The organism is Sphingomonas sp. PvP018 (assembly GCF_017876865.1).
In the GTDB taxonomy this organism is placed as follows: domain Bacteria; phylum Pseudomonadota; class Alphaproteobacteria; order Sphingomonadales; family Sphingomonadaceae; genus Sphingomonas; species Sphingomonas aerolata.
The window spans coordinates 1,638,581-1,664,357 of record NZ_JAGIOU010000001.1; the positions used below are offsets into that span (position 1 = coordinate 1,638,581).

The 25,777-nt window shown below is 63.5% G+C and carries 27 protein-coding genes; 15 read left to right on the forward strand and 12 right to left on the reverse strand.

The window, feature by feature from the left end; genetic code table 11:
- Positions 1 to 24: 24 nt before the first annotated feature.
- The 5 genes from J3A66_RS07095 to J3A66_RS07115 all read right to left on the reverse strand — a co-directional run bounded on the left by J3A66_RS07095 (position 25) and on the right by J3A66_RS07115 (position 5,157).
- Positions 25 to 936, reverse strand: coding sequence for an MBL fold metallo-hydrolase (locus J3A66_RS07095; protein ID WP_348634009.1), 912 nt, complete (start codon positions 934 to 936; stop codon positions 25 to 27).
- Positions 937 to 1,266: 330 nt separating this feature from the next.
- Positions 1,267 to 1,944, reverse strand: coding sequence for a DUF1013 domain-containing protein (locus J3A66_RS07100; protein WP_081874195.1), 678 nt, complete (start codon positions 1,942 to 1,944; stop codon positions 1,267 to 1,269).
- A 111-nt stretch (positions 1,945 to 2,055) separates the two neighbouring features.
- Positions 2,056 to 3,090: a glycosyltransferase family 1 protein gene (locus tag J3A66_RS07105; protein WP_209567946.1), complete on the reverse strand. Its 1,035-nt coding sequence runs from the start codon at positions 3,088 to 3,090 to the stop codon at positions 2,056 to 2,058.
- A gap of 45 nt (positions 3,091 to 3,135) precedes the next feature.
- Complete coding sequence (locus J3A66_RS07110) at positions 3,136 to 4,017, reverse strand: UDP-2,3-diacylglucosamine diphosphatase (RefSeq protein WP_209567949.1); 882 nt, start codon at positions 4,015 to 4,017, stop codon at positions 3,136 to 3,138.
- A 159-nt stretch (positions 4,018 to 4,176) separates the two neighbouring features.
- Positions 4,177 to 5,157 (reverse strand): NAD(P)H-quinone oxidoreductase, encoded by a 981-nt coding sequence (locus J3A66_RS07115; RefSeq protein ID WP_209570427.1) that lies wholly within the window; start codon positions 5,155 to 5,157, stop codon positions 4,177 to 4,179.
- 118 nt (positions 5,158 to 5,275) lie between these two features.
- On the opposite strand from J3A66_RS07115, the gene J3A66_RS07120 reads away from it, so the two are divergent.
- From J3A66_RS07120 to J3A66_RS07185, 14 genes are all read left to right on the forward strand, one after another.
- Positions 5,276 to 5,470 carry a DUF1192 domain-containing protein gene (locus J3A66_RS07120; RefSeq protein WP_209567951.1) on the forward strand — a complete coding sequence of 65 codons (195 nt, stop codon included), beginning with the start codon at positions 5,276 to 5,278 and terminating at the stop codon, positions 5,468 to 5,470.
- Positions 5,471 to 5,613: 143 nt separating this feature from the next.
- The gene (gene clpA / locus J3A66_RS07125; protein ID WP_209567953.1) at positions 5,614 to 7,932 is read left to right on the forward strand and encodes an ATP-dependent Clp protease ATP-binding subunit ClpA; all 2,319 of its coding nucleotides are present in this window, start codon (positions 5,614 to 5,616) and stop codon (positions 7,930 to 7,932) included.
- A 139-nt stretch (positions 7,933 to 8,071) separates the two neighbouring features.
- Complete coding sequence (locus J3A66_RS07130; protein WP_245336725.1) at positions 8,072 to 9,730, forward strand: diguanylate cyclase; 1,659 nt, start codon at positions 8,072 to 8,074, stop codon at positions 9,728 to 9,730.
- A 75-nt stretch (positions 9,731 to 9,805) separates the two neighbouring features.
- Complete coding sequence (locus J3A66_RS07135; protein WP_209567955.1) at positions 9,806 to 10,003, forward strand: hypothetical protein; 198 nt, start codon at positions 9,806 to 9,808, stop codon at positions 10,001 to 10,003.
- A gap of 96 nt (positions 10,004 to 10,099) precedes the next feature.
- Positions 10,100 to 10,339 (forward strand): exodeoxyribonuclease VII small subunit, encoded by a 240-nt coding sequence (locus tag J3A66_RS07140; RefSeq protein ID WP_031394986.1) that lies wholly within the window; start codon positions 10,100 to 10,102, stop codon positions 10,337 to 10,339.
- 7 nt (positions 10,340 to 10,346) lie between these two features.
- Positions 10,347 to 11,246, forward strand: a complete 900-nt coding sequence (locus tag J3A66_RS07145; protein WP_209567957.1) for a farnesyl diphosphate synthase — start codon at positions 10,347 to 10,349, stop codon at positions 11,244 to 11,246.
- Between the two features lie 21 nt (positions 11,247 to 11,267).
- Positions 11,268 to 11,789, forward strand: coding sequence for a pantetheine-phosphate adenylyltransferase (gene coaD, locus J3A66_RS07150; RefSeq protein ID WP_166746871.1), 522 nt, complete (start codon positions 11,268 to 11,270; stop codon positions 11,787 to 11,789).
- A 116-nt stretch (positions 11,790 to 11,905) separates the two neighbouring features.
- Positions 11,906 to 12,628, forward strand: a complete 723-nt coding sequence (locus tag J3A66_RS07155; protein ID WP_209567959.1) for a peptidylprolyl isomerase — start codon at positions 11,906 to 11,908, stop codon at positions 12,626 to 12,628.
- Positions 12,629 to 12,635: 7 nt separating this feature from the next.
- Positions 12,636 to 13,691: a tRNA preQ1(34) S-adenosylmethionine ribosyltransferase-isomerase QueA gene (gene queA / locus J3A66_RS07160; protein WP_031394990.1), complete on the forward strand. Its 1,056-nt coding sequence runs from the start codon at positions 12,636 to 12,638 to the stop codon at positions 13,689 to 13,691.
- A complete protein-coding gene (locus tag J3A66_RS07165) occupies positions 13,663 to 14,142 on the forward strand; it encodes an EF-hand domain-containing protein (protein ID WP_348634010.1) in 480 nt (159 codons plus the stop codon). The genes queA and J3A66_RS07165 overlap by 29 nt, the downstream gene beginning before the upstream one ends.
- An 11-nt stretch (positions 14,143 to 14,153) precedes the next feature.
- The gene (gene tgt, locus J3A66_RS07170) at positions 14,154 to 15,287 is read left to right on the forward strand and encodes a tRNA guanosine(34) transglycosylase Tgt (RefSeq protein ID WP_348634011.1); all 1,134 of its coding nucleotides are present in this window, start codon (positions 14,154 to 14,156) and stop codon (positions 15,285 to 15,287) included.
- A gap of 9 nt (positions 15,288 to 15,296) precedes the next feature.
- On the forward strand, positions 15,297 to 15,512 hold the full coding sequence (locus tag J3A66_RS07175; RefSeq protein ID WP_197975095.1) for a hypothetical protein: 216 nt from the start codon (positions 15,297 to 15,299) through the stop codon (positions 15,510 to 15,512).
- 8 nt (positions 15,513 to 15,520) lie between these two features.
- Positions 15,521 to 18,358, forward strand: coding sequence for a pitrilysin family protein (locus J3A66_RS07180; RefSeq protein WP_209567963.1), 2,838 nt, complete (start codon positions 15,521 to 15,523; stop codon positions 18,356 to 18,358).
- Positions 18,359 to 18,510: 152 nt separating this feature from the next.
- Positions 18,511 to 19,464 carry a cell wall hydrolase gene (locus J3A66_RS07185; protein ID WP_348634012.1) on the forward strand — a complete coding sequence of 318 codons (954 nt, stop codon included), beginning with the start codon at positions 18,511 to 18,513 and terminating at the stop codon, positions 19,462 to 19,464.
- A gap of 76 nt (positions 19,465 to 19,540) precedes the next feature.
- On the opposite strand, the gene J3A66_RS07190 is transcribed toward J3A66_RS07185, so the two are convergent.
- The 6 genes from J3A66_RS07190 to J3A66_RS07215 form a co-directional block, all read right to left on the reverse strand.
- Positions 19,541 to 19,765: a hypothetical protein gene (locus J3A66_RS07190; RefSeq protein WP_107932064.1), complete on the reverse strand. Its 225-nt coding sequence runs from the start codon at positions 19,763 to 19,765 to the stop codon at positions 19,541 to 19,543.
- Positions 19,766 to 19,868: 103 nt separating this feature from the next.
- On the reverse strand, positions 19,869 to 20,081 hold the full coding sequence (locus J3A66_RS07195) for a cold-shock protein (protein ID WP_031394996.1): 213 nt from the start codon (positions 20,079 to 20,081) through the stop codon (positions 19,869 to 19,871).
- 249 nt (positions 20,082 to 20,330) lie between these two features.
- Positions 20,331 to 20,744, reverse strand: a complete 414-nt coding sequence (locus J3A66_RS07200; protein WP_192003563.1) for a glycine zipper 2TM domain-containing protein — start codon at positions 20,742 to 20,744, stop codon at positions 20,331 to 20,333.
- Positions 20,745 to 20,818: 74 nt separating this feature from the next.
- On the reverse strand, positions 20,819 to 21,262 hold the full coding sequence (locus tag J3A66_RS07205) for a DUF3597 domain-containing protein (RefSeq protein WP_192069798.1): 444 nt from the start codon (positions 21,260 to 21,262) through the stop codon (positions 20,819 to 20,821).
- 31 nt (positions 21,263 to 21,293) lie between these two features.
- A complete protein-coding gene (locus J3A66_RS07210; RefSeq protein ID WP_209567972.1) occupies positions 21,294 to 21,578 on the reverse strand; it encodes a hypothetical protein in 285 nt (94 codons plus the stop codon).
- A gap of 27 nt (positions 21,579 to 21,605) precedes the next feature.
- Positions 21,606 to 23,249: a hypothetical protein gene (locus J3A66_RS07215; protein WP_209567974.1), complete on the reverse strand. Its 1,644-nt coding sequence runs from the start codon at positions 23,247 to 23,249 to the stop codon at positions 21,606 to 21,608.
- Between the two features lie 315 nt (positions 23,250 to 23,564).
- Here J3A66_RS07215 and J3A66_RS07220 point away from each other — a divergent pair, with 315 nt between their 5' ends.
- The gene (locus tag J3A66_RS07220; protein ID WP_209567976.1) at positions 23,565 to 23,867 is read left to right on the forward strand and encodes a BrnA antitoxin family protein; all 303 of its coding nucleotides are present in this window, start codon (positions 23,565 to 23,567) and stop codon (positions 23,865 to 23,867) included.
- A gap of 46 nt (positions 23,868 to 23,913) precedes the next feature.
- Here the strand turns inward: J3A66_RS07220 and J3A66_RS19420 are convergent, their stop codons facing one another.
- Positions 23,914 to 25,524 (reverse strand): anti-phage dCTP deaminase, encoded by a 1,611-nt coding sequence (locus J3A66_RS19420; protein WP_209567978.1) that lies wholly within the window; start codon positions 25,522 to 25,524, stop codon positions 23,914 to 23,916.
- Between the last annotated feature and the right edge of the window lie 253 nt (positions 25,525 to 25,777).

Consider the following 25,777-nt stretch of genomic DNA (forward strand, 5'->3'; position numbering starts at 1 on the left):
TGCCGGCTTTGATCTGATGCTAGCTCACGTTGCGCGCCACCACCACACGCCATCGACACTGTCCCGAACGGCGCGACCCTCGACCTCGAGCCGACGCAGATGCGCGAGCGCTTCACCCGTCGCCATGCCGAGCAGATCGGGGCCGATTGCGCGCCGGAACAGCCGTCCGAAACACTCGACCGCACGACGCGGCTCGGCGAGAAAGGCAGCGAGTTCGTCGAGCCGTTCGCGGTGCTCACGATCCATCGCGTCAAGCCTGGTATGAAGACCAGTAAACGGATCGCCATGCCCCGGCAGGACCAGCAGATCTGCGGGCAATGTCTTGAGCCGGGCGATCGCGGCAAACCATTCGCCCAGCGGATCCGCATGCGGCTCGGTGATGCCCAAAGAGATATTGGGGCTGATACGGGGCAGAACCTGATCCCCGGCAATCAGGACGCCCGATGCTTCGTTGAGAAGGCATGCATGCTCTGGGCTGTGGCCCGACCCGATCACGACCCGCCAGTCATCGCGGCCTACCGTCAACACGTCACCGTTGGTGATCCGCGTGTAACCAAAGGGAAGCGGCGTGATGATCTTGCGGAATCCCGCCCACCCCTTCGCACTGGCATGCGCGATCTGCGTATTGTCCCAGCCCGCACCGCGCCAGAATGCCAGCATTTCGGCAGGAACGGCATCCCGGGCATCAGCGGCCAGCATTCGTGCGGTCAGCCATTCGCCCCGGGTCATGACGAGCGCCGCGTCGTGCGTCTCGCATAGCCAACCAGCGAGGCCGATATGATCGGGATGAAAATGCGTGCCGATCACGCGGGTGATGCGGACGCCCGACTTCGGCCCTGCCAGGATTGCGGTCCACGCGTCGCGCGCTTCCGGCGTATTCATGCCCGTATCGACGAGCGCGTCGCCGTCGCCATCGGCGAGCATCCAGCAGTTCACGTGGCGCAGCGGACCGGGAATTTTGAGGCGTACCCAGTCAACGCCGGGAGCGATGCGAAATACGTTACCGGGTTCGGGCTCGCGGTGGCCCAAGGGGTAGACCAGCCCCTTGTGTGTTAGCGGTTCATCCTGTGGAGCCGGCAGCGACGTCATGTGTCGCAGGTAGCAACCGCAAGGCGCCAGAGATAGTCCCCGGGCCGACACGCGCATCAGCCATGCCGCGTGCCCTCAACGCCCTGTGCCGCCGGCCATCCCCGCGCCGTCAGGACCGCAAACCTATTCGATAGCCCGAACCGCCCCCGCACCGCGCCACGCGGGGAACGGGAACGTTCAGCGCTTGAAGGGGTCGTCGAACAGCGGCTTGACCGGCAGGACACCGCCCTCTGCGACGAACTGCGCGTCCGCCGCTGCCTGCGTACGCTCGTTACGAAGCTGCTCGAGCAGCGCCTCACGATCGCCCTCGAGACGCGTGTCGGTCGGTGCTTCCATACCCGCCGCCTTGGCGGCCTTGGCAACCGCGGCGTCGAGCTCGCGCTGCGACGTCAGGCCGAGCGTGACCGGGTCCTTTGGCGTGATGTTGGCGATGTTCCAGTGGCTACGGTCACGGATCGCAGCGATCGTCGTGCGCGTCGTGCCGATCAGCAGCGAGATTGCACCATCGGTGATCTCGGGATGATTACGGATAATCCAGGCAATGCCATCGGGCTTGTCCTGGCGCTTGGACACCGGCGTGTAACGCGGGCCCTTGGTCCGGCGGACCTGCTCGGGACCCTTGATCATCTTGAGCTGATAATCGGGATCGGCCGCGCCCTTGTCGATCTCGTCCTGCGTGACCTCATGCGCGCGGACGGGATCGCGCCCCGTCAGCTTGGTCGACGTGGTGTCGTCGGCGATCGCCTGGATCTCGAGAATGTGCAGACCGCAAAAATCTGCGATCTGTTCGAAACTGAGCGCAGTGTTGTCGACCATCCAGGCGGCGGTCGCATGGGGCATGAGCGGCTGGGCCACGGCGGAAACTCCGTAAAAATAGAAAGGGCCGCCCCTTTCGGAGCGGCCTGACATGACACATGACTTAGTGCGCCCATGACTAACAGGCAAGCGCGCGATCGTCGCGTCGCATCATGCCGCCATGCGCGGTCGATCGAGTGGACGGGCAAGCGGAACAAGGGCACGCAGAAACTGGCGCGCACTTGCGGGCCAGCTGTACCGGGCAGCATAGGCGGCGCAGGCGACGGGATCGCGGGTCAGTGCCGCCGCGATCGCTTCGTCGAGATCTTCATGCATCACGCCAACGCGCGGGTCGAGTACGTCGATCGGGCCGGCGACGGGATAGGCCGCAACCGGCGTCCCGCACGCGAGCGCCTCGATCATGACCAGCCCGAAGGTGTCGGTCCGGCTGGGAAAGACGAGGACGTCCGCAGTCCGATAGGCCGCCGCCAGCCCTTGTCCGTCGCGCTGACCGAGAAACACGGCATCGGGGAAGCGACGTGCGAGCGCGGCGCGCGCGGGCCCGTCGCCGACCACCACCTTCGTTCCCCGATGCGCGGACGAGAGAAAGGCCTCGACATTCTTCTCGACAGCGACGCGCCCGACATAGAGCAGGATCGGGCCGGGCAGCGCCGACATCTCCGGGTCGCGAGCGCCGTCCAGCCCGAATTGTGCAAAATCGACGCCTCGCCCCCATTCGCGAACCTGATGCAGCCCCTGTGCGGTAAGTGTTGCCGCGACGGAGGGCGTGGAGACCAGGATCGACTCGGCGGGACGATGGAACCAGCGAATATAGCGCCATATCCAGGCGGGGTTCGCGCCCGTCCGTGCCGCGATGTAATCGGGAAACTGGGTATGATAGGCGGTCGTGAACGGCAGATCTCGGGCCAGGCACCAGGTTCGTGCAGCGAGGCAGACCGGACCTTCCGTCGCGAGGTGTATCGCATCGGCACCAAAGCTTTCGAGCAATCGTCCGACTGCGCCCGACCGTGCAAAGGCCAGCCGAATCTCGGGATAAGTCGGACACGGCATCGAGGCGAACTGCGCGGGGGATATGATCAGCACTTGATGACCCACCGCTTCGAGTTCCCGTCGGACGGACTGCAGGGTGCGAACCACGCCGTTGACTTGCGGGCTCCAGGCATCGGTGACGATCGCGATACGCATCGGGGTCTCCTTGGGTAATCGCGGCATGAGCCGAATTGACGTGGGTCAGGCGGCCAGCGTGACGACGTTGTCGATTTCGCGTGCGGCGATCTCGTCTGCCCAGTGAAGCAGTTCCATTCGCCCGTCGAAATGCTCGACAAGTGCCGTGCAGCCTTCGACCCAGTCGCCGTCGTTATAATAGGCAACGCCGGCAATATCGCGCATTTCCGCGGTATGGATGTGTCCACACACAACGCCGTCAACCCCCCGCACGCCGGCCGCGTGCGCGACGACTTCTTCGAAATGCGAGATGAAGGCGACCGCGTTCTTGACCTTGGCCTTGGCATGCTTCGAGAGCGACCAATAAGGCATGCCGAGACGTCGCCGCGCGCCGTTCACCCATCGGTTGAGCCCCATGAGCAATGTGTACGCCGCATCCCCGATATGCGCGACCCAGCGATGCGCCAGCGTGATGGCGTCGAACTCGTCGCCGTGAAGAACCAGCAGGCGGCGGCCGTCGGCAGTTTCGTGGATCGCCTTGCGCCGGATCGAGATCCCACCGAAGTCGAGCCCCGAATATTGCCGGAACACCTCGTCATGGTTGCCCGGAATATAGACGACCCGCGTACCGCGCTTCGCGCGCTTGAGCAGCCGCCACAGCACGTCGTTATGCGCCGCCGGCCAGTAGAACTTTTTCTTCAATCGCCAGCCGTCGATCATGTCGCCGACCAGGAACATCGTGTCGCTGTCGACATGGTCGAGAAAGTCGTTGAGCATCGCCGCGTTGCAGCCACGCGTGCCGAGATGGACGTCGGAAATCCAGATCGTGCGATATTGCCGCCGTTCGACGACGCGTTCGGGCACGACGGGTCGCGAATGGATGAAGTCCGCGATGTCCGCCACATCGGCTATCGGCAACGCGTCGGTTGGAAACGTGACGGTGTCCATCGGCCTGCCCCGCAAATCTGTTCGTTGCGGTCCTGTCTAGCGGCGCAATGTGACATGGCAGTCGCAGTCCGGTGACTGTTCTGAGTCATCGGACGACGCACAGCCTCCGTCACGAATTGCAGAGACGGCTCGGGGACAGCCTGGTTAGGCGTGCCCGCGTCACGTCATGGACAGCACGATCTTCCCGACGTGATCACCTGCTTCCATCCGCGCATGCGCCGCCGGGGCGTCGGCAAAGGCAAAGACGCGATCGATCACTGGCTTGAGCTTGCCGGCCTCGACATGCGGCCAGACCGTTCGCGCCAGCTCGTCGGCCACGAGCGACTTGAATGCGGTATCGCGCGGACGCAGCGTCGATCCCGTCAAGGTCAGACGACGGCGCATGATCTCGAACAGCGGCACCGTCGCATTCGCCCCACCCTGAACCGCGATCGACACGTGCCGCCCGTCTTCGGCCAGACATTGCAGATTACGCGCGACATAGTCGCCACCCACCATATCGAGTACTGCCGCAACACCCTTGCCGCCGGTAATCTGCTTGACCCGTTCGACGAAGTCCTCGGTCTTGTAGTCGATCGCGTGCGTCGCTCCGAGGCTGAGCGCGGCTTGGCATTTCGCCTTCGAGCCCGCGGTGACGATGATGTCGATCCCGAAGATGCCACACAAGCCGATCGCCATCGTGCCGATCCCGCTCGTGCCGCCATGGACGAGTACCGTATCGCCTTCGGTCGCATAGGCACGCTCAAACAGGTTGGTCCACACCGTGAACAACGTCTCGGGCATCGCCGCGGCTTCGACCATCGTCAGCGCTTCGGGCACGGAGAGGCACTGGCCGAACGGGGCAACCGCATATTCGGCATAGGCACCGCCGGTGATCAGCGCACAGATCCGCTGCCCGATCTGTTCCTCGCCGACCCCGTCGCCGACCGCTACGATCGTCCCGGCAATTTCCATGCCCAAGATCGACGGGGCACCGGGCGGCGGCGGATATTTACCCTGCCGTTGCATCACCTCGGGACGATTGACGCCCGCCGCCGCAACCTTGACGAGGACCTCGCCGGCTCCGGGATGCGGCACGGCGCGCTCCACAAGGACGAGCACTTCAGGGCCTCCCGGAGCGTCGGGATCGATTGCCTTCATGACGTCAGGGACGATGTAACGCGGAGTCACGGTTTTTGCAGTCATGTGATCGAGACGCCCCATTGGATTTCCGTGCCTTATTGACATCACTCCGGTGCGGGTCAACGTTACAGGCGCAATGGATCCGGATGACGCCCCCTTTCGTCCCGACGATTTCCTCGATGCGCTCGTGCGTCAGGACATCGACTCGCTCTCGGTCGCCGAGCTCGATGCGCGGATCACCGTGCTGCAAGGCGAGATTGCGCGCTGCCAGTTGAAAAAAGATCGAGCGATCAGCCACCGCGCCAGCGCCGACGACCTATTTAGACGGTGATGTCCTCGACCTCGTCTCGGCGGTCCGCATTTGGACGGTGCAGGAACGCAGGCCGGCGGGGTCAAGTGCTTGATGCGATCGATTACCGTTCCGACATAGTGGCAAAGGGCCTGCGTCTGCGTGGCCCGACAGGAGTAATGTAAATGCCGTCATTTGCACCCGCCCTCGAGACCACCCTGCACAAGGCACTCGAGGCTGCATCGTCCCGACGCCACGAATATGCGACGCTCGAGCATCTCTTGCTGGCGTTGATCGACGACGAGCACGGATCGAAGGTCATGGGCGCCTGCAACGTCGATCTGGGCGAGCTGAAAACCACGGTAGCGCATTATCTCGACACCGAGCTCGATGCGCTCAAGGTCGATGCCGCGACCGATCCATCGCCGACGAGCGGCTTTCAGCGCGTCGTCCAGCGCGCCATCCTTCATGTCCAGTCTTCGGGCCGCGACGAAGTGACGGGTGCCAACGTGCTCGTTGCCTTGTTTAGCGAGCGGGAAAGCTATGCCGTCTATTTCCTGCAACAGCAGGACATGAGCCGCCTCGATGCGGTCAGCTTCATCAGCCACGGTGTCGGCAAGGGCAGACAGCAGCCGACTGAAGCTTCGACACCCAAGGGTGCCGACGACGAGAAGCCGACCAAGGGACAGGAGAAGGGCAAGACGGAAAGCGCGCTCAAGCAATTCACGGTCGACCTGAACGAGAAGGCCAAGAACGGGAAGGTCGATCCCCTGATCGGGCGCGGGCCGGAGGTGGATCGCACGATCCAGATCCTGTGTCGTCGCTCGAAGAACAATCCGCTTTATGTCGGCGATCCCGGCGTCGGCAAGACCGCGATCGCGGAAGGCCTCGCGCGCAAGATCGTCGAGGGCGAGGTCCCCGACGTGCTCAAGCCGGCGATAATCTATTCGCTCGACATGGGCGCATTGCTGGCAGGCACCCGGTATCGTGGTGATTTCGAGGAACGCCTGAAGGCGGTCGTCAACGAGTTGGAGAAGATGCCGGACGCGGTATTGTTCATCGACGAGATCCACACAGTCATCGGTGCCGGCGCGACGAGCGGCGGTGCGATGGATGCGTCAAACCTGCTCAAGCCGGCGCTCTCGGGCGGCACGATCCGCTGCATCGGCTCGACGACCTACAAAGAATTCCGCAATCATTTCGAGAAGGATCGCGCCCTGCTGCGGCGCTTCCAGAAGATCGATGTGAACGAGCCGACGATCGAGGATACGATCAAGATTCTGGCTGGCCTGCGGTCGGCGTTCGAGGATCACCACAACGTCAAATACACTCCCGACGCGATCAAGTCGGCGGTCGAACTCAGTGCGCGCTACATTAACGACCGCAAGCTGCCCGACAAGGCGATCGACGTGATCGACGAGGTCGGTGCGATGCAGATGCTGGTGCCGCCGAACAAGCGCAAGAAGACGATCACCCCCAAGGAGATCGAACAGGTCATCGCGACCATGGCGCGCATCCCGCCGAAATCGGTTTCGACCGACGACAAGCTCGCGCTCGCCACACTTGAAACAGATCTGAAGCGCGTGGTGTTCGGGCAGAATGCGGCGATCGAAAAGCTCAGTTCGGCGATCAAGCTGGCGCGAGCGGGTCTACGCGAGCCAGAGAAGCCGATCGGCAACTATCTGTTCACCGGCCCCACCGGCGTCGGCAAGACGGAGGTGGCCAAGCAGCTGTCTTCGATCCTGGGTATCCCGCTCCAGCGATTCGACATGTCCGAATATATGGAGCGGCACTCGGTCAGCCGTCTGATCGGTGCGCCCCCGGGCTATGTCGGGTTCGACCAAGGTGGGTTGCTGACCGATGCGGTCGACCAGAATCCGCATTGCGTGCTGCTGCTTGACGAGATCGAGAAGGCGCATCCAGACCTGTTCAATATCCTGTTGCAGGTGATGGACAACGGGCGCCTTACCGACCAGCACGGCAAGTCGGTCGATTTCCGCAACGTCATCCTGATCATGACGACCAATGCGGGGGCCAGCGACATGGCGCGCGAGACGGTGGGCTTCGGCAACCTTACGCGTGAAGGCGAGGACGAACAGGCGGTGCAGAAGATGTTCACGCCGGAGTTCCGCAATCGCCTCGATGCGATCGTGCCGTTCGGCTATCTGCCGACGACCGTGGTCGCCCGGGTCGTGGACAAATTCATTCTCCAGCTCGAGCTTCAGCTGGCGGACCGCGGCGTCCATATCCAGCTCGATGACGAGTCGAAGGCGTGGCTCACCGAGAAGGGCTATGACAAGCTCTACGGAGCACGTCCGATGGGGCGTTTGATCCAGGAAAAGATCAAGCAGCCACTTGCCGAGGAGCTGCTTTTCGGGAAACTGGTCCATGGCGGCGAGGTGACGGTGAAGATGAAGGATGGTGCGCTTTCGTTCGCGATTGAAAGTGCGGCGCCGAAAAAGCCCAAGAAGAAGGGGAAGGCTGAACCCGTCTCTGCCAAGTAGCAGCGAGACGGCGTCAAGCCGCGTTTATGAGACCCGGCGGCAGCGCTTGCCGCCGGGTTTTTTTGTGCCATAGCCAGCCAAGTTTACCGTTCTTTGCCGAACGCGCTTTACGAGGCATGTCATGGGGATATGGGCATATATGCGGTGGGTCATGGTCTTGCTGCTGTGGACGCTCTGCTTGGTGACTGCACCGCCCGCCGCCGCGACCGCCTTCCCTCTGGCGACCTGTCTCGTCCGCGCAGCACCCGGCATGACGGCGCCGGCCCTGTTCAAGACGCCGGAACGATTCGACTGCACCACCCCACAGCGCCGATTCGGCCCGGGTGATTTCTGGGTCCTGTCACAGCCGCTTCCCGCCGCTCAGCTACGCGGCACCAGCGTGCGTATCGGCAGTATCTGGATGACGCGCATCACGCTCTACGTCCGCTATGCCGATGGTGCGATTCGCCATGTCGGCGTCACGCCAAAAACCGCCCATGAGATCCTGAACCTCGGCGCCGTCCTCTCGCAACCGCTGCCGCGCCATGACGCGCCACCAGTGCGCCTCCTGTGGCATGTCGAAGGCGCCACGAATCTTCGCGGCGTCATCCTGCAGCCGGTACTGGCGGATCATGGCGAGGCGGCGACGACGGAGATCGTGCGCGGCGCACTTTACGGCGCCTTTGCCGGCATGGCGATCGCGCTGATCGTCTACAATCTGGCGCTATGGGGTGCGCTTCGCCAGGCTTTCCAGCCGGTCTACTGCCTCCTCGTCCTGTGCTTGCTGGCCTATGTATCGACGTCGTCAGGTGCTGCGGGCCAAGTCTTTACGGGCCTCGACAATAACGACCGCCAGCGGCTCAACATACTGTTCCTGGCCGCATCAGCCAGCACAGCACTCCTTTTCGCCCGCAGCTTTTTCGAACGCGCCGTGTTCTCGGGTTGGGTACGGCCGCTCAGCAGTGCTGTGATGGTCGGGCTGGTCGGCATGGCGGGGCTCTGGGTTATGCTCGCCCCCCGCGCGATCCATGTCCTCGATACCGGCATGTCGATCGCATATCTGGGGTTCATCGGGGTTGTGGCGATCATCCTGTGGCGCGCGTGGCGCGTCCGCAGCAATTATCTGTGGTTGTTTGCGCTTGCGTGGGGTGCACCGATCGTCATGTCCGGGCTTCGCATCGCCAGCAGCTTCGGGATGGTCGAGCCGAGCCTGCTGGTCGACAATTCGACGGTCATCGCGATGGCGATCGAGGCGCTTCTGTCGAGCACGGCGATTGCCTATCGCATCCTGTTGCTGAGCCGCGAACGCGACGCTGCGCGGGAACAGGAGATCGCGGCGCGCCTGCTCGCCGATACTGACCCGCTGACCGGCCTGCTCAATCGTCGCGCCTTTCTGGCACGCGCGATTGGCCGCCCCGGCGAGCAGACGCTGCTGATCGCCGACATCGACCATTTCAAGCGGGTCAACGAGACGATCGGTCATGATGGCGGCGACGAGGTGTTGCGGGCCTTCGCCCGTGCGCTCCGCAGCGCACTGCCAACCGATACGCTCATCGCCCGGATCGGTGGCGAGGAGTTTGCCATCCTCGTCGATGCCTCGACATCGGTTTCGCCCTGCGCAATCCGCGACCGTGTCCGCGGCCAGTCGATGCCGTATGATATCACCGTCACCGCCAGCATCGGTACATGCACCGGGCCCCTGTTGCACGACGCCGACTGGAAGACGCTCTACCGCGACGCCGACCGCGCCTTGTTCGAGGCCAAAGCGGCGGGGCGCGATCGATCGCGAAGCGCGGTCAGCCTCGTCTCGGCCGCCTGAATGCGGTGCCTGGTGCCGCGCCTTGTCAAAGCAGATTGACGACGTCAGGATGCAGCCTCGCCCGGGAGAATGACGATGCGTAATCGTAAGGCTGCCCTTGCTGTCGCTGCGCTGGTGCTGACGCTCGCAGTAATGCCGCAACCGACGGCGGATATCCGCCTCATCACGCATGACCCGTCCGACCCCGCGCCGCACAGGATGCAGGCTGCAGTCGACCTGGGGCTGATCGGCATATCGGTGCTTTACACCTGGACCGTCGACCGGTTGCGCTAGAATTCGCGGCAAACTCGGCGCGTGCCGGTCGCGGCATAGCCTCCGCCGTCGACGCGTCCTTGACCCCCGTCGCGCGCCTGCTCCATAGCAGCACGCATGGAAACGCCGACCGAAGACCTCTCATTCGAAGAGGCATTGAAAGAGCTGGAGACGATCGTGGGGCAGCTCGAGCGTGGCGATACGCCGCTGCAGCAGGCCATCGAGCTTTACGAACGCGGCAACAAGCTGCGCCAGCGTTGTGCCGATCGGCTCGACGCTGCGCAGGCGCGGATCGAAGCGATCCGGCTCGATGCCGAGGGTAAGCCGGCTGGGGTTCGCCCCTTTGCGGCAGGTTGAGCCGCGCATGACGACCTTGCCGCAATCGCTGGCAGAAGCGCTCGCGGAGGTTTCCGCAGAGATCGACGCGCAGTTCGACGTCCTTCTGGCGATCCCCAAAGATCCGCGTGCGGACCTGTATCGCGCCATGCGTCATGCCGCGATCGGCGGCGGCAAGCGGCTACGCCCGTTGCTCGTTTTCGCGACCGCCAGTCTGTTTGGGGTCGACCGTGCTTGTGCGGCGCGGGTGGCCACGGCCATCGAGGCGATCCATGTCTATTCGCTGATCCATGACGATCTCCCGGCCATGGACGACGACGACATGCGTCGGGGCAAGCCGACCGTCCACAAGATGTTCAGCGAAGCATGCGCGATCCTCGCAGGTGACTGCCTTCACGCGCTGGCGTTCGAGATCCTCGCCGACCCGTCAACGCACCCCGATCCGTTCGTGCGCGCCGATCTGGTGCTCGACCTTGCCAAGGCGTCCGGCCCGACTGGGATGGCCGGCGGCCAAATGATGGATCTCGAGGCGGAGAATGCCCGGTTCGATCTGAACACTGTCACCCGGCTTCAGCAGATGAAGACCGGTGCGCTGATTTTGGCGTCCGTCGAGGCAGGCGCCATTCTTGGCAGGATTGCGCCCGAGGGCCGGGTTGGCCTGCGCGGCTATGCGCACGACCTGGGGCTTGCCTTTCAGATCGCCGACGATCTGCTCGACGCCGAAGGCGATGAGGCGGCGGCGGGTAAACGCCTCCGCAAGGATGCCGGTGCGGGCAAGGAGACGTTCCTGTCGCTGCTCGGCGCGGATCGCGCGCGTGAACAGGCCCGCATGCTTGTCGACCAGGCGATCGCACATCTGCACAGCTATGGCCGCGAGGCCGATCTGCTCCGCGAGATCGCACGCTTCGTGCTTGACCGCGACCGCTGACCTCTTCCGGAGACACCGACCATGACGGCAAGCCACGAGACCGTAAGGGTCGGTGTTTACCCGGGTACGTTCGACCCGATCACGCTGGGCCATATGGACATCATCCGGCGTGGCGCGAAGCTGGTCGACCGGCTGGTCGTCGGCGTCACGACGAATGCCTCCAAATCGCCGATGTTTACGATCGAGGAACGCATGGCGATGGTGAGGCGTGAGGTAGACGGCGTGGCCGGCGAGATCCACGTGGTCGCGTTCGATTCTCTGTTGATGGATTTTGCCGAGCGCGAAGGCGCGAAGGTCATCGTCCGCGGTCTGCGTGCCGTCGCCGACTTCGAATATGAATATCAGATGGCGGGGATGAACCAGCAGATCAATCCGCGGGTCGAGACGGTGTTCCTGATGGCGGATGTCGCGCTGCAGCCGATTGCGAGCAAGCTGGTCAAGGAAATCGCGCTCTTTGGCGGGGACATAGCCAAATTCGTCCCGCCTGCCGTCAGTGAAGAGGTCATTGCCCGCGTCAACCGGATCGGCCGCAAGGGAAGTTGACGCGCGCGGGACGCCAGTTGGCGGACGATGTTCAGTTTGGCGCAAGCACGGATTTGTTCTAAGCGGCGGGCTTCAAGGTCGGCCCCGGCCCCATGGCCAATGCGAGTAGGGATTTGATGCGCTTTTTCGCCGGTATGTTTGCGATCCTCGGGTGCCTCGTCGCGGCGCCTGCGTCCGCCCAGATCATCGATCCCGCCGTTGCCGGACGCGCTACCCCGCCGTTGACGACGGACACGCAGAACCTGCTGCTGCTTGACCTGTCGACGGGGGGCCGTGTCACGATCTGGCTTCGTCCCGATGTCGCCCCTTTGATGGTCGAGCGCATCAAAACCCTGACCCGGCAGCATTTCTACGACGGCCTGGCGTTTCACCGGGTGATCGACGGGTTCATGGCACAGGGCGGCGATCCAAAGGGTGACGGTACCGGTGGCTCACCCCTGCCCGACGTGAAGGCCGAGTTCAATTATCTGCCGCACGTTCGCGGCGCGGTGTCCGCGGCGCGTTCGGAAAAGGAAGACAGCGCGAACAGCCAGTTCTTCATCGTCTTTCAGCCGCGCCTCAGCCTCGACAAGAAATATACCGTGTTCGGCCGGGTAATCGACGGCATGCAATATGTCGACGCCATTGAGCGCGGCGAGCCGCCGGCTAACCCCTCGCGGATCCTGCACGCCTATATCGCTGCGGACAGCCCACCGGCCTATGTCGCCGCGCCCGTTACCCCGCCACCGGCACTGGGCGCGCCTGTAACCCTGCCGGGGACCGGCAGCAGCAAGTCGAGGCCAGTACCGGCGGTCGTTGCAAAGCCCAAGCTCGCCAAGAAGGCCCCCGCGAAGAAGTGAGAGTCCGTTGAACGTCGACCTTTTCGACTTCGACCTGCCGACCGATCGTATCGCACTCCGGCCCGAAACGCCGCGCGATGCCGCACGGCTGTTGGTCTTGGACGGGGATGCAACACGCGACCTGCGCGTCACCGATCTGGCTGGACAGCTGCGTCGCGGCGACCTGCTGGTGTTCAACGACACGCGGGTCATCCCGGCGCAGCTCGAAGGACGTCGTGCTGGGATCGAGCAGGACGGGCAGCTATCGTCCGGGGCGAAGATCGGGGCGACGCTGCACAAGCGCGAAGGGCCGCGACGTTGGCGCGCCTTCATTCGAAATGCGCGCCGTCTGCGCGATGGGGATCCGATCGATTTCGGCAACGGCGTCGTCGCCCGGGCGGTCGACCGGGCAGAAGACGGCAGCTACGCGCTCGAATTCGCTGGCGACGAACCGATCGAACTGCTGCTTGATCGCGCGGGGCGAATGCCCTTGCCTCCCTATATCGCGGCGAAGCGCGCGACGGATGCGCGCGACGCCGAGGATTATCAGACAATGTTCGCCGCCGAGCCCGGCGCGGTCGCCGCACCGACCGCGGCGCTGCACTTCACCCCATCGGTCATGGCGGCGCTCGAGGCTGCGGGCATCGGGAAGGCCACGCTGACGCTGCACGTCGGTGCGGGCACGTTCCTGCCGATGAAGGTGGACGATACCGACGATCACCAGATGCATGCCGAATGGGGCCGGATCGATGCGACCACGGCGGACCAGCTGAACGCGGTCCGCGCCGCCGGCGGCCGGGTGATCGCGGTCGGCACGACATCGCTGCGACTGATCGAGAGCGCGACCGGTGACGACGGCGTCATCCGCCCGTTTGAGGGCGACACGGCGATCTTCATCACGCCGGGCTACCGCTTCAAGGGGATCGATGGCCTGATGACCAATTTCCACCTTCCGCGGTCAACGTTGTTCATGCTGGTATCGGCGCTGATGGGACGCGAGCGGATGCAGGCTGGCTATGCGCATGCAATTGCGGCCAAGTATCGCTTCTACAGCTATGGCGATGCCAGCCTGCTGCTGCCATGACCGGCCCATGTTGATCCCATTGATTCTGGCTTTGCAAGTCGTGCCTTCCGCTGGGATCGCGCAACCGCCCGCAACGATCTTTGCCGAACCGGCCGCAATGCTGATCGCCGCCTGCGATGCGGATCGCGACGCGCGCGTGACCAGGCCCGAACTCGATGCTTGCCTCGCGCGGAGCTTTGCGGGCGCCGAGGGCAGCATGACGGGCAAGATCGGCTATATCGCCTATGCCGACTGGTCGCTGAAATGGCTTGGCGATCGCAACGCCCTGCCCAGCCCCTTCGAAGTCGATCGCGACGGCGACAACGCGATCACCCTTGCCGAGCTTCAGGCCAGATTTGCGCAGTTCTTTCTCCGCTTCGACCGCAACCGGGACGGTGTGCTCGTGCGCGAGGAGCTGCTCACGATCAGGAGCTTTGCCCCCAACGCCCCACCGCGCGGCAAGCGCCGTTAATGGATCATCCCGTGTCCCCTCGTTTCGACTTCACCATTTCTGCCACCGATGGCGCAGCACGCACGGGCCAGATCGCGATGCAGCGCGGCGTGATCCGCACCCCCGCCTTCATGCCGGTCGGCACCGCCGCGACGGTCAAGGCGATGAAGCCCGACGACGTGGCGGCCGCGGGGGCCGACATCATCCTCGGCAACACCTATCATCTCATGCTGCGTCCCGGCGCGGAACGCGTCGCGCGACTGGGCGGGCTTCACGGCTTCATGGGCTGGTCGAAGCCCATCCTGACCGACTCGGGCGGGTATCAGGTGATGAGCCTTGCCGATCTTACCAAGCGGTCCGAGGAGGGCGTGTCGTTCAAATCGCATCTTGACGGCACCCGGCACCTGCTCAGCCCCGAACGGTCGATCGAGATCCAGCGATTATTGGGGTCGAACATCGTCATGGCGTTCGACGAGCTTGTCCCGACGACCTCCACGCAGGAGGTTCAGGCCGCCGCCATGGAACGATCGATGCGCTGGGCGAAGCGATCGCGCGACGCCTTCGATGCAGGCGGTGCCCATGCGGAGAACAACGCGATCTTCGGAATCCAGCAAGGCGCGCTGAATGAGTCGTTCCGCAAATCCTCGGCGGACGCGCTGATCGATATCGGCTTCGATGGTTATGCGGTCGGCGGATTGGCGGTCGGCGAAGGACAGGAGGCGATGTTCGGATGCCTGGATTTCGCCCCCGGACAATTGCCCGCCGACAAACCCCGCTATCTGATGGGCGTCGGCAAGCCTGACGATATCGTGGGCGCTGTCGAGCGCGGAATCGACATGTTCGATTGCGTTATGCCGACCCGGTCAGGGCGAACCGGACAGGCGTTCACACGCAATGGCCCGATCAACATCCGCAACGCCCGGTTTGCCGAAGACCAGTCGCCGCTGGCGGCCGACTGTGCCTGCCCGGTCTGCGCCATCTGGAGCCGGGCCTATCTGCATCATCTCGTCCGTGCGGGCGAGATGCTGGGCGCGATGTTGATGACCGAGCACAATATCTGGTTTTACGAAACGCTGATGGCAGATCTGCGCGCTGCGATCGCCGCCGGTACATTGACGAAGTTCGCAAATGATTTCCGAGCGGAGTATGGTCGGAAATCGAGTTAGGAGAGTGACGTGACCGACCCCATCACAACGGCTGCCGACGACGATACCCCCAACGAAATTCTCGCCGCAGCCAAGGAAGCAAAGCTTCACGCTGAAGCCGCAGCAAAGGCGACCGTAGAGAAAGCGAAGACCTGGCCGCTTGCAAAGATCGGGCTTGGCGTCGGCATAGGCTCAGCCGCCATCGCTGGTGCGGTGCTTTTCAACCGCTCGCGTACCCAGAAGTAAGGACACAGATGCGCCTCCTCCGCTCCGCCTTGCTGCTTGGTGCAGCCTGTTGTCCTGCAGCGGTGGTGGCGCAGTCCGCCCCCCCCAAATCGACGTCGAACGTCTCCGTAAAACCGCTCGCCTTCACCGAACGCGTGCTGGCCAACGGTTTGCGTGTCTACGCCATCCGGGACACGGCGACACCCAACGTTTCGGTCCAGGTCTGGTATGACGTCGGGTCCAAGGACGATCCCACGGGCCGGTCCGGCTTTGCCCATATGTTTGAACATCTGATGTTCAAATCGACCCGCAATCTGGTGTCTGAACAGATGGACCGGCTGACCGAAGACGTTGGCGGGTATAACAATGCCTCGACCAACGATGACTATACGAATTATTACGAGGTGGTGCCGGCCAATCACCTGCAGCGTCTGCTGTTTGCAGAGGCCGACCGGATGGCGAGCCTCGTGGTCGAGCCCAAGAGCTTCGCCTCCGAACGTGACGTCGTGAAGGAGGAGCTTCGCCAGAGCACGCTGGCTCGGCCCTATGGCAAGCTGTTCTCGCTCTATTATCCCGCGCTCGCCTATGCGCGACATCCCTATGCACGTGGTACGATCGGCAGCCTGGAAAATCTCGAAGCCGCCGGCATCGACGACGTCCGCGCTTTTCATGCAACCTATTACCGACCCGACAATGCGGTCCTAGTCGTCTCGGGCAATTTCGAGCCTGCACAGCTCGACCGCTGGATCGACACCTACTTCGCCCCCATCAAGAAGCCGGTCGGGGCAATTCCCCGGGTGACGGTCACCGAGCCGGCCCGTACCCAAGCCGTGACGCGTACCGTTTACGAGCCCAACACGCCGCTTCCCGCGGTGCTGATCAGCTATCATATCCCGGCGGATCGCGCTGCCGACATCCCCGCGCTCAGTCTCCTGAAAGCGATATTGTCGGAGGGCGAAAGCTCGCGGCTCTACGAAAGCGTCGTCTACCGCGATCAACTTGCGCAGTCCGCCGACGCCATGATCGACAGCAAGCAGTCGACCGGCAATCTGGTCGTCTACGCCATCATGGCCGGGGGCAAGAGCGTTGACGCTGGCGAGGCCGCGCTCAAACGAGAGATCGCACGGCTGCGCGACGCCCCCGTCACCCCTGCCGAACTGGCCGAGGCGAAGAACGAAATCCTGACTGCATCGATCATTGCCCGGGAAACCGCCGAAGGAAAGGCGAGCACCCTTGCGTCATCGGTGATCGTGGATGGTGATCCGCGCGCCGCAGATCGCCAGCTCGCGGCCATTGCGCAGGTCACGGCCGCAGATATCCAGCGCGTCGCACGGACCTATCTGGCTGACGCGCAGTCCGCGACGATCCGTTATCTCCCGCTCGATGCCAAGCCTGCTGCGACGCCGGTCGCGACGATCGATGTGGCTCCCAGCGTCCGCGTTGCCGATCTTAAGGCGCCCGCCAACGTCGAGATCGTTACCCCCGCCGCGGAAGGACAGCGCGTCCTTCCCCCCGCCCCCGGCATACCGATATCGCCGACCCTACCCCAGCCGATCACAACGCAGCTCGCCAACGGCATGCGGCTTATCACCGTGGAACGGCACGATCTGCCGATCGTCACCGCCTATCTTGTTACCGGTGGCGGCGCGGCAACCGATCCTGCCAATCGGGCAGGCGTCAGCAGCCTGGCGGCCGAGTTGCTGACCAAAGGCACGCGCACGCGGACAGCCACGCAGATAGCACGGCAGATCGAAGGCCTCGGCGGATCGATCGGCAGCGATGCAGGCAGCGACGGTGCCTCCGTCGACGTCACGGTGAAGGCTGATCAGCTTGCCCCCGCGCTGTCGATCCTCGCCGACGTGGCGATGCACCCTGCATTCGCGCCCGACGAAATCGAACGGGCACGGACGCAGCAGGTCGACGCAGTATCACTCGCGCTCAAGAATCCGGCGCAGCTGGCCGCACTGGTCGCCGATCGGGCAGTTCTCGGCACGTCTGCCTATGGCGCGCCGATCGGCGGAACCCCGATCTCGTTGAAGGCGATCACCCGGGCCGACATCACCGCGGCCTATGCACGCAGCTTCAGCCCCGATCAGGCTACGCTCATCATGGTCGGCGACGTCACCGCGGCGCAGGCGAAGACGCTGGCCGACGCCCAATTCGGCCCCTGGAAGAAGACCGGCGCGGCGACGACACCCGTCATGGCGATCGATTACCCGGCGCCTCGCGTGATCGTCGTCGACATGCCCGATGCGGGCCAGGCTGGCGTCGTCGTCGCCCGGCCGGCGATCGCGCGTACCGACCCCCGCTATTATTCGCTGGCGGTAGCGAACACCGTGCTTGGCGGAGGCTTCTCTTCACGACTGAACCAGGAAATCCGGATCAAGCGCGGTCTGGCTTATGGCGCAGGCAGCACGCTGGACGCGGGGAAGACACAGGGAACGGTTGCCGCGCGGACACAGACCAAGAACCCTACCGCAACGGAAGTCGTCTCGCTGATCGCAGCGGAACTGGCGGGCATGGGCAAGGCACCCGTGTCCCCGGGCGAACTGGAGACACGCAAGGCGGTAGTTGTCGGGAATTTCGGGCGCGGGATAGAGACGACGTCCGGCGTTGCAGGAATTCTGGGATCTTATGTCCAGAACGGCGTCAGCGTCGATGAACTGCAGCAGTTTACGGCAAAGGTCGGCGCAGTGGATTCCGCGTCGGTTCAAACCGCAGCCGCGGCGCTGCTCGATCCGAAAAAGGCGAGTATCGTGGTCGTCGGCGATGCCAAGCAATTCGCCCCCTCGCTCCGACAAGCCTATCCGCAAGCCGAGCTGATCCCCGAGGCTGCGTTAAAGCTCGATACCGCCGCACTTAAATAACTCTCGTCGGGGTGACCGCGGGCATTCGGTAGCGGAACGGTAGGGTTTCCTGCGATATGGCTGGCCGTCTTTGATGACGGTGGCGCAAGGATGGCGGGATTTTGAACACGACGCGCTGGGCCTCCCGGTCATCGAGACGACGATGGTTGCCGGTGGCCATATCCGGCGTGATCGCGTCGACCGCGCTGTTTGCGCACGCAGCGTTCCGTGACGCGCCAAGGGATGCCGGGACACCTTTGCGTGGCGGCAATGGCGAGGGGCGCCATAGCGATGCTCTTGAGAGCATTCCCAGGGACTTTGGGGCTCCCGTCCCCGGAGTGACGGGAACGACCGCCCTCCCCAAGATGCCCATTTTAGTTGATGCTTCCACGGGGGATCCCGGCGTCGTGGCGACACGTCCCTTTTCAATGACGCGGACGAGCGCGACCGACCGGGCGCGGGCGTTGTTATGCCTGACGACGGCGATCTATTACGAGGCCGCATCCGAGCCCGATGCCGGGCAACGCGCGGTTGCTCAGGTCATTCTCAATCGTGTCCGCCATCCCGCCTTTCCGGCAACCGTCTGCGGCGTGGTCTATCAGGGGCCGCATTCGGGCGGGGCATCGACTGCATGTCAGTTCAGCTTTGCCTGTGACGGTGCGACCGCGCGCGCACCGGCCAGGCTTGCCTGGGTCCGGGCTGAGCGGAATGCGGCGATGGTTTTGGCGGGCTATGTCTATGCGCCGGTCGGACTGGCGACGCATTATCATACCTATGCCGTCACGCCGCTATGGAGCCGCAGTCTGGTGATGACGGCGGTGGTCGGCGCACATTTCTTCCACCGGTGGAAAGGCTATTGGGGCACCGCTGCGGCATTTAACCAGCACTATCTCGGCCACGAGCCGGTGCCCGGCGGGGCAACCGGGACGGCATTTGTAGCACTCTCGACCACAGTGCTGCCTGATAGCGCGGGTGGCGCTAGAGGCGATTCCGGTCTGGCTGGAACCATGTCGGCTACGGTTCCGAAAAGTGCAAACAATGGTGCCTCGACACCAGTCGAAGCGGATCGATTACCGCCAGCACCGGAAATTCTCGACAGGTGGAAGGATACAGGCGGGCTGCGCTGACTGTGCAGCATGTTGCCATGGCCGAACGCTGAATATGGAAACGGCCGCCGATCGCGGCGGCCGTTCTAAGCCGATCTTATTCGGCGGGGATCATCGTGGTATTTGCCATGCGCTCGCCACCGGGGGGGGCGGCTTCGCGGGCGGCGCGCAACGTCTGCGTGCGCTCGGCGCGGCTGGCCATGTCGTCCCAAGCCTTTTCGGCGCGGCGGCAGCGGTCGCGGACATTGTCGAGCGAGGCGGCATCGCCGTTGCGACGCTCTTCTTCAGCGCGGGCCCGGTAGAATTCTGGATTATCGGCCATGCTGCTGCGCTCCTGAGGAACTAGAGGAAGTAGGCGCGGCGGCCATAAGGGCCGCCGCGCCGCAACCGAAATCAGTCATCGGCGGACAAGTCCGCCGACAGCCTCAGTCGGCCGGCTGGAGGTTCACAGCCGACTGTTTGCCACGCTTGTCGGGCTCGAGCTCGTAGGTGACGCGCTGGTTCTGGTTCAGCGTCGGCATGCCGGCGCGCTCAACCGCGGTGATATGCACGAATGCGTCGTTGCCACCGCCATCGGGAGCGATGAAGCCATAGCCCTTGTCGGCGTTGAAGAACTTTACGGTGCCAGTGATAGCCATGCGATGGCTCCTTCTTTGTTATGGGGCAATCCGAGGTTCGGACCGCCCGATGCCGCGGAGCAGGGAAAGAAGGAGAAAGGTGCCGCAAAGCGCCAAGAACCGTCGATATGCGACTGTAGCAAATCTCCATATGGGCCAGACGACCCGAAATTGCAAATCTGGCCGTGTTTTTAGACGACCATTACCAGCAGAAAGTCCTCCCGCAGCACCAAGGCCGGCGGCGTAACATATCGCCGCCGGCCCCGGTCATTAGCGGCAGCGTGCCGGAGTGTTGCTGCGATCGACCGCGCGTCCGGCGAGCGCGCCGCCGGCGGCGCCGAGCACGGTGCCGAGAAGGCCCGAACCGCCGGGTGCGATCACGTTGCCGAGCACGCCGCCGGCCACACCGCCGACGATCAGACCGGTCGTCCCGTCGTTGCGGCGGCAATAATAGCGGCCGTCATTGCCGCGGTAGATGCGGTCGTTGTTCGACAGGCGGCGTTCGCGGTAGCGGCGGTCGTCGCGGTAGTAGCGGCCCGCGTCGTAGCTGCCATAGGCGGGGTCGGGCCGATTATAGTCATAGGACCGATAGCGCGGGTCGACGCCGTAGCGGTCCCCGCCACCGCCGACGCAGCCGGCGATCAGGGTGGAGGCAGCCATAAGGCCCAGCGTCATAGCGCGCATTTCGTGTCCTTTCAGAGGGTTGTACTTATCACCTCAATGCTCGGCGCCGGCCTTGGTTGCCGGCGCCGATGCACTCAGTCCTGCAGACCTGCGGGGACGGTGCCGCCATTCTTGGCCAGTTCGCGCATCACGGCCTTGTGCAGCCAGATGTTCATTTCCGCGCTGCCGTCCTTGGCACCGGTATAGCCGAGCTCGGTGGCGAGTTCCTTGCGATTGTCGAGGCTGGAGTCGAGGTCGAGCAGCTTCATCAGGTCGACGATCGAACTGCGCCAGTTGAGGTCCGAATTCTTGCGCGACGCCATGCCCGAGAGCACCGCCTCGACATCGACCGGCTGGGTGGCGGCGGGGGCGGTCTGCGGAGTAGGTGCCGCCGGGGCAGCGGGGGCTGGTTTCGGGGCGATGGCGGCGGGGGCCGGCGCGGGTGCCGGTGCGGCGGGCTTGGGGGTGCCGAAATGGCCGCTGCCGAGCGGGCCCTTTTCGCCGAAGATGGCGGATTTGATCTTGCTGAAAATGCTCATGAAACTCTCCGTAAAAAAAGAAAAACTGAAATCAGGTGACCGGCAGCGTCGCGGGACGCAGCGAGTCATATTCCGCCCTGGTCGGGACCGCGGTGGGATCGGGGCGGAAGGCCTCCGGCGCGCGGTCGGCGGGGCCGGGATGCGGGCGGGCGGGGGCGAGATCGGGGGCGGCATGCTCGGCCGGATTGGCGGGCGCGCGGCGCAGCCAGGCCGCGAGCAGCGCGCCACCCAGGCCGAGCGCGGCGACCCCCGCGGCGATCGCGGTGCGGCCGAAGGTCTTGGGCTTGCGGTGCGGGTGACGCACGGGGGTTGGCATGACGAATGTCCTGGTTGTTGCGCAGCCTCAACGGCTTGCGTGCAACCCTGTTCCCGGATCGAGGCCGGGTTCGGCACCGGAACCGTCGCCGGGATCCGCCGACGCGGCGAGCTGAACCGTCAGGGCGGCGATCCGCGTCGTGACGCGCGCGAACCAGCGGTCGCGATCCTGCCGCTCCGACGCCGCGAGCGACGCGCGCGACAGATCCTGCGCGGCGTCCATCAGCTCCGCCTCGGCCGGCGTGAGCGCGCGGGCATAATCGTCGTCGCCATAGTCGCCGACCACCGTGCCGGCGAACCCCGCAGGCGGCGGGAAGCGGGTGCGCCACGCGCCGGTCGCCGCGCAGCGCCAGACCGGCGGGTCGAAACCGGGCAGCGCGCGCCCGACGTCCCCCGCCTCCGCATAGTCATCATCGTCGTCATAATCGTCGTCGTCGTCCTCCTCCTCGGCCGAATGTTGCGAATGTTGAGACGATGAAGCGGTTTCGTCGTCCCCGGCGGGAGGGGGCGCGGGCGGCGGCGGGGCGAGCGCGACCATCCCGGCGGCCTCGGCGCGCGCCCATTGCTCGCCGCTCCAGCCGGCGCGCGCGGCGGGATCGAGATCGGCGATATCGACCTCGGCCGCGGTCGCGACGCCGGTGCGGACGAGCCGGTCGGCGGCGGCGAGCGCATAGATCGGCGCGAGATCATGCGCGTCGGCCCCCGCGACATCATCGGCGCCCCCTGCCCCGGCCCATGCCCCGGCCCCTGCCCCGCCGGTCCGCCGCGCGAGGAACAGCCCGGCGCGCGCCGCACCCTGATCGCGCCCGACGAGATCGAGATAGGCGTCGAATTCCTGCGCGACGAGCCGCGCGGCCTTGGCATCGGCATCGGGCGCGCTCTCGGCCTGGCGATCGAGCCGGGCGAGCAGCGCGAGGCCGAGCCGGTTGTCATATTTGTGCCGGGTGATGACCGTCTCGCCGCGGACGATCGTGTCGACCGTCCCCTCGAGCGCGCGGACGAGCAGCGTCTCGGCGATCGAATCGCGCGCGACGAGCGCGGCGGCACGCCAGCCGAGCGCGAACACCGCGCCCTTGGCGGTGCGGCGGAACGCATAGGCCGAGGTGGCGGACAGGCCGACGCGGCGCGCGGCGACATCGACCCCGTGCCCCTCGGCGAGCGCCTCGAGAAAGCGGCGCTGGTTGGCGGCGGACCAGCCGTCCTGGCGGCGCGAGCCGCAGGCGGCGCCCGGTGGCATGAGGTCGAGCGCGTCGCGCGCGGGCTGGTGCGGGTCGGGGTGGTCGCGGGGCGAGTCCGGGTCGCCGGGCGCGCGGGGCGGCGCCGCGGCGGCGGGTGCGTCGAGGGGGTCGTCGTCGTCCTCCTCCGCGCCGCCGGTGACGAAGGTGGTGGGCGGCGAGGCCGTCACGGCCGTGTAGCGATCGTCGGTGCGGGGACCGCTCGCGGGGGCGCCGCCTTCGGAGATGATGGCGCGGGGGACCGCCAGCCCCGCGCCCGAGACGGCGGGGCCGGGCTGCACGCGCAGCCGCGCAGGCGTGCCGCCCCATCTGGGGGTGTCGGCGGTCGAGGGGATGCGCGGCTTTATGGGCTCGGGCGCGTAGAGCGCGGCATAGTCGGTGCCGGGGACTGTCGCGAAGGCCGGTGCGCGGGGCGGCGTGTCGGAACGTTTGTTCACGGTTTGATCCTATCCCGAGGGGAGAGGACCGATCAGATATGCTGAAACGGGGGTAGTAGGACAGCCCCCCGGGGCGGTCATTCCGTACCTTTCGCCGAGGTGTTTCGTGCAATTTGGCGGCCGGGCGGCGGTGGGGGGCCGGATCGGGCGGCAGAGACGGCGCGACTCGGCCGAGGGGTTGCAGGGTCGGGCAGCAGGGAACGTTACGGCTCGACCGATCCGGGCCGGCGAAGATCGGGATGCTCTAAGAGCGCATGGTCGTGATATTTTGGGTCGATGCCGAGGACGGTCTGCGCGTCTCGATGAGGAAGGCCAATGCCAGGGAACGCAAACGGTTCGCCCGCTACCTTGCTTGATCCGAACGACGACGCGCCGGAACTGACCGACGAGATGTTCAAGATCGCCGAGTTTTCGATCGGCGGCACGGTGATCCGGCTGGCGACGGGCTATCTGGGGCCGAACGGCGTCGTGAAGGGCTGCCCTCCCCTGCGCGACCGTGCCAAGCAGCAGGTGACGTTGCGGCTCGATCCCGACGTGCTGGCGAAGTTTCGCGAGGGCGGGCCGGGCTGGCAGGGGCGGATCAATGCGGCGTTGCGCGCGGCGGCGGGGCTGACTTAAGTGTTTTACATGTTCATCCTTAGTCGACGTATGCCCTATAGGCGCCTCATACTTGGCCTTCTCCAACGGTCGCGATCATATTCCCAAATATTTTAGCCGTCGCAAACAGCTCCAGTCTTGTATAGTTTGGGACAATTACGTCTATCATAGGAACCGGATCACCATAATACCACTTCTCTGCCGAGCCGTCTTTCTTCCTTTTTCCCTTTTCGAATATATCACGATATCGGTGAGGTGATATTCCAAGAAATGGATGAAAGGACACCCGATCTATACTTGGGTTTCCTAACTCAATTTCATTGCTGTGTAGTTCTTTTGCTCTACTTTTTGGGTATGGCTCTAAAAAGAATACTCGCGATATACCAGAAGCAAGAACGTGTTTGGTACAGTTGTGGCAAGGAAACGCGGTACAGAATAGTACGCTTCCCTTTATCGGCTTCCCCAAACGCGCAGCATCGCAAATAGCATTCATTTCTGCGTGGACGACGCGGCCAAATTCGGTCAGATCTGAAATAAGAGATCCATTAAGGCACCCCACACCAACGTCGTCGTTTTCTTTTGGCTTACGCAATAGTACATCTATTAGCTGACCACCCGACGACGCCAGCTCAAGCGCTTTATTCGACAATAGCTTATTGGATTCAAGTCTTTCTAGTATATCTCTTAGAACTTCTTTTTTTAAAATATCGTTTGGATCAGATCCGATCTTTACGTCCCGAAAGTCGGGCTCTTCTGTGTCCCAGTAATTTCCACCAAATGCTTTAGGGACTTCGTTGCAGCCCTGCGTTATCAATTCTCCGTCCGATGAAAATATCGCAGCTCCCACCTGCCTTGATAAGTCAGCAGATCTTAATGAAGCGGCTTTTGCCGCATACATTCCGTATTCGGTCTTGGTAGGCGTTATGTCATTAAGACCGAAAAGCGCGCCTATAAAACGATCTATCTTCGCACGCATATGAGCGACAGCAAGCCCGTCGACAAATACATCAGCGAGATGAAACGCATCCCTTAAGTGTTGTCCGTATTCGTCAGTGTCCTCGCTTGCGTCTTTTAATACCAGCGCCTCAGCAAACGCTGAGATTTTTGATTTTTTGGTTGCCAAAGGAAGCGTGCGTTTAATTTTTTCTGCAATTAGCGCAACTCTGTCTTCTTCTGCAGCAAAGGCAGATATCAAAACAAACTGCTTTCCGTATATATCTCTTAGTAGCTTAACTTCCTCGGGCCGTTTAATTTGCCGAATTATGTATGCGACGCGTTGCTGTATTTTGTCTTCCCGACCTACATCAACAAATGGAGCGTCCCCCTGCTCATGATCTTCATTGACCAAGTCAAAGCCTACTAGCTGCCCTCGCTTTCGACGAATAGCGTCGACGACAAATCGCATAGCCCACGCGGGATCGTCATTGTCGCGACACAACTGACTGGTGTGATCCATCTTATATTTAATTTGTGAATAATAGTCTGTTCTGACTGGCAATTTAACATCGGAACGAACGCTTGCTATTTCCTCCGTTAACCTGATCGGAATTGACTTGTAGTCGACTGTGTGTAGCGCATCGCTCAGGGATGCGGATATTGCGTCGATGTCAATTCCAATTGGCCCTGCAATCCCAAAAACTAACTCGGGATAACGAATCGAGCTAAAATCGTAGGCCACTCTGCATCCCCGTTATCGTTCTAGCGTTCTGCATACTCGGCGCTAAGGTGTGAAACGGTCAAGGGAGAGCAGCCATGGAGAATGAGACGTATGGTGAACAACGAGCGCGTCATGCCGCTCAAGTTGCGCTAGAATTTGCCAGACAAATGGGCGGGACCTTCGTAGCCAACGCCGAAAGACGATCGGGATTCGTCGCGAAAAGTGAGCAAATACAAGCCCACCGTATAATCAAATAATTTTTAAAAGGCCGCGG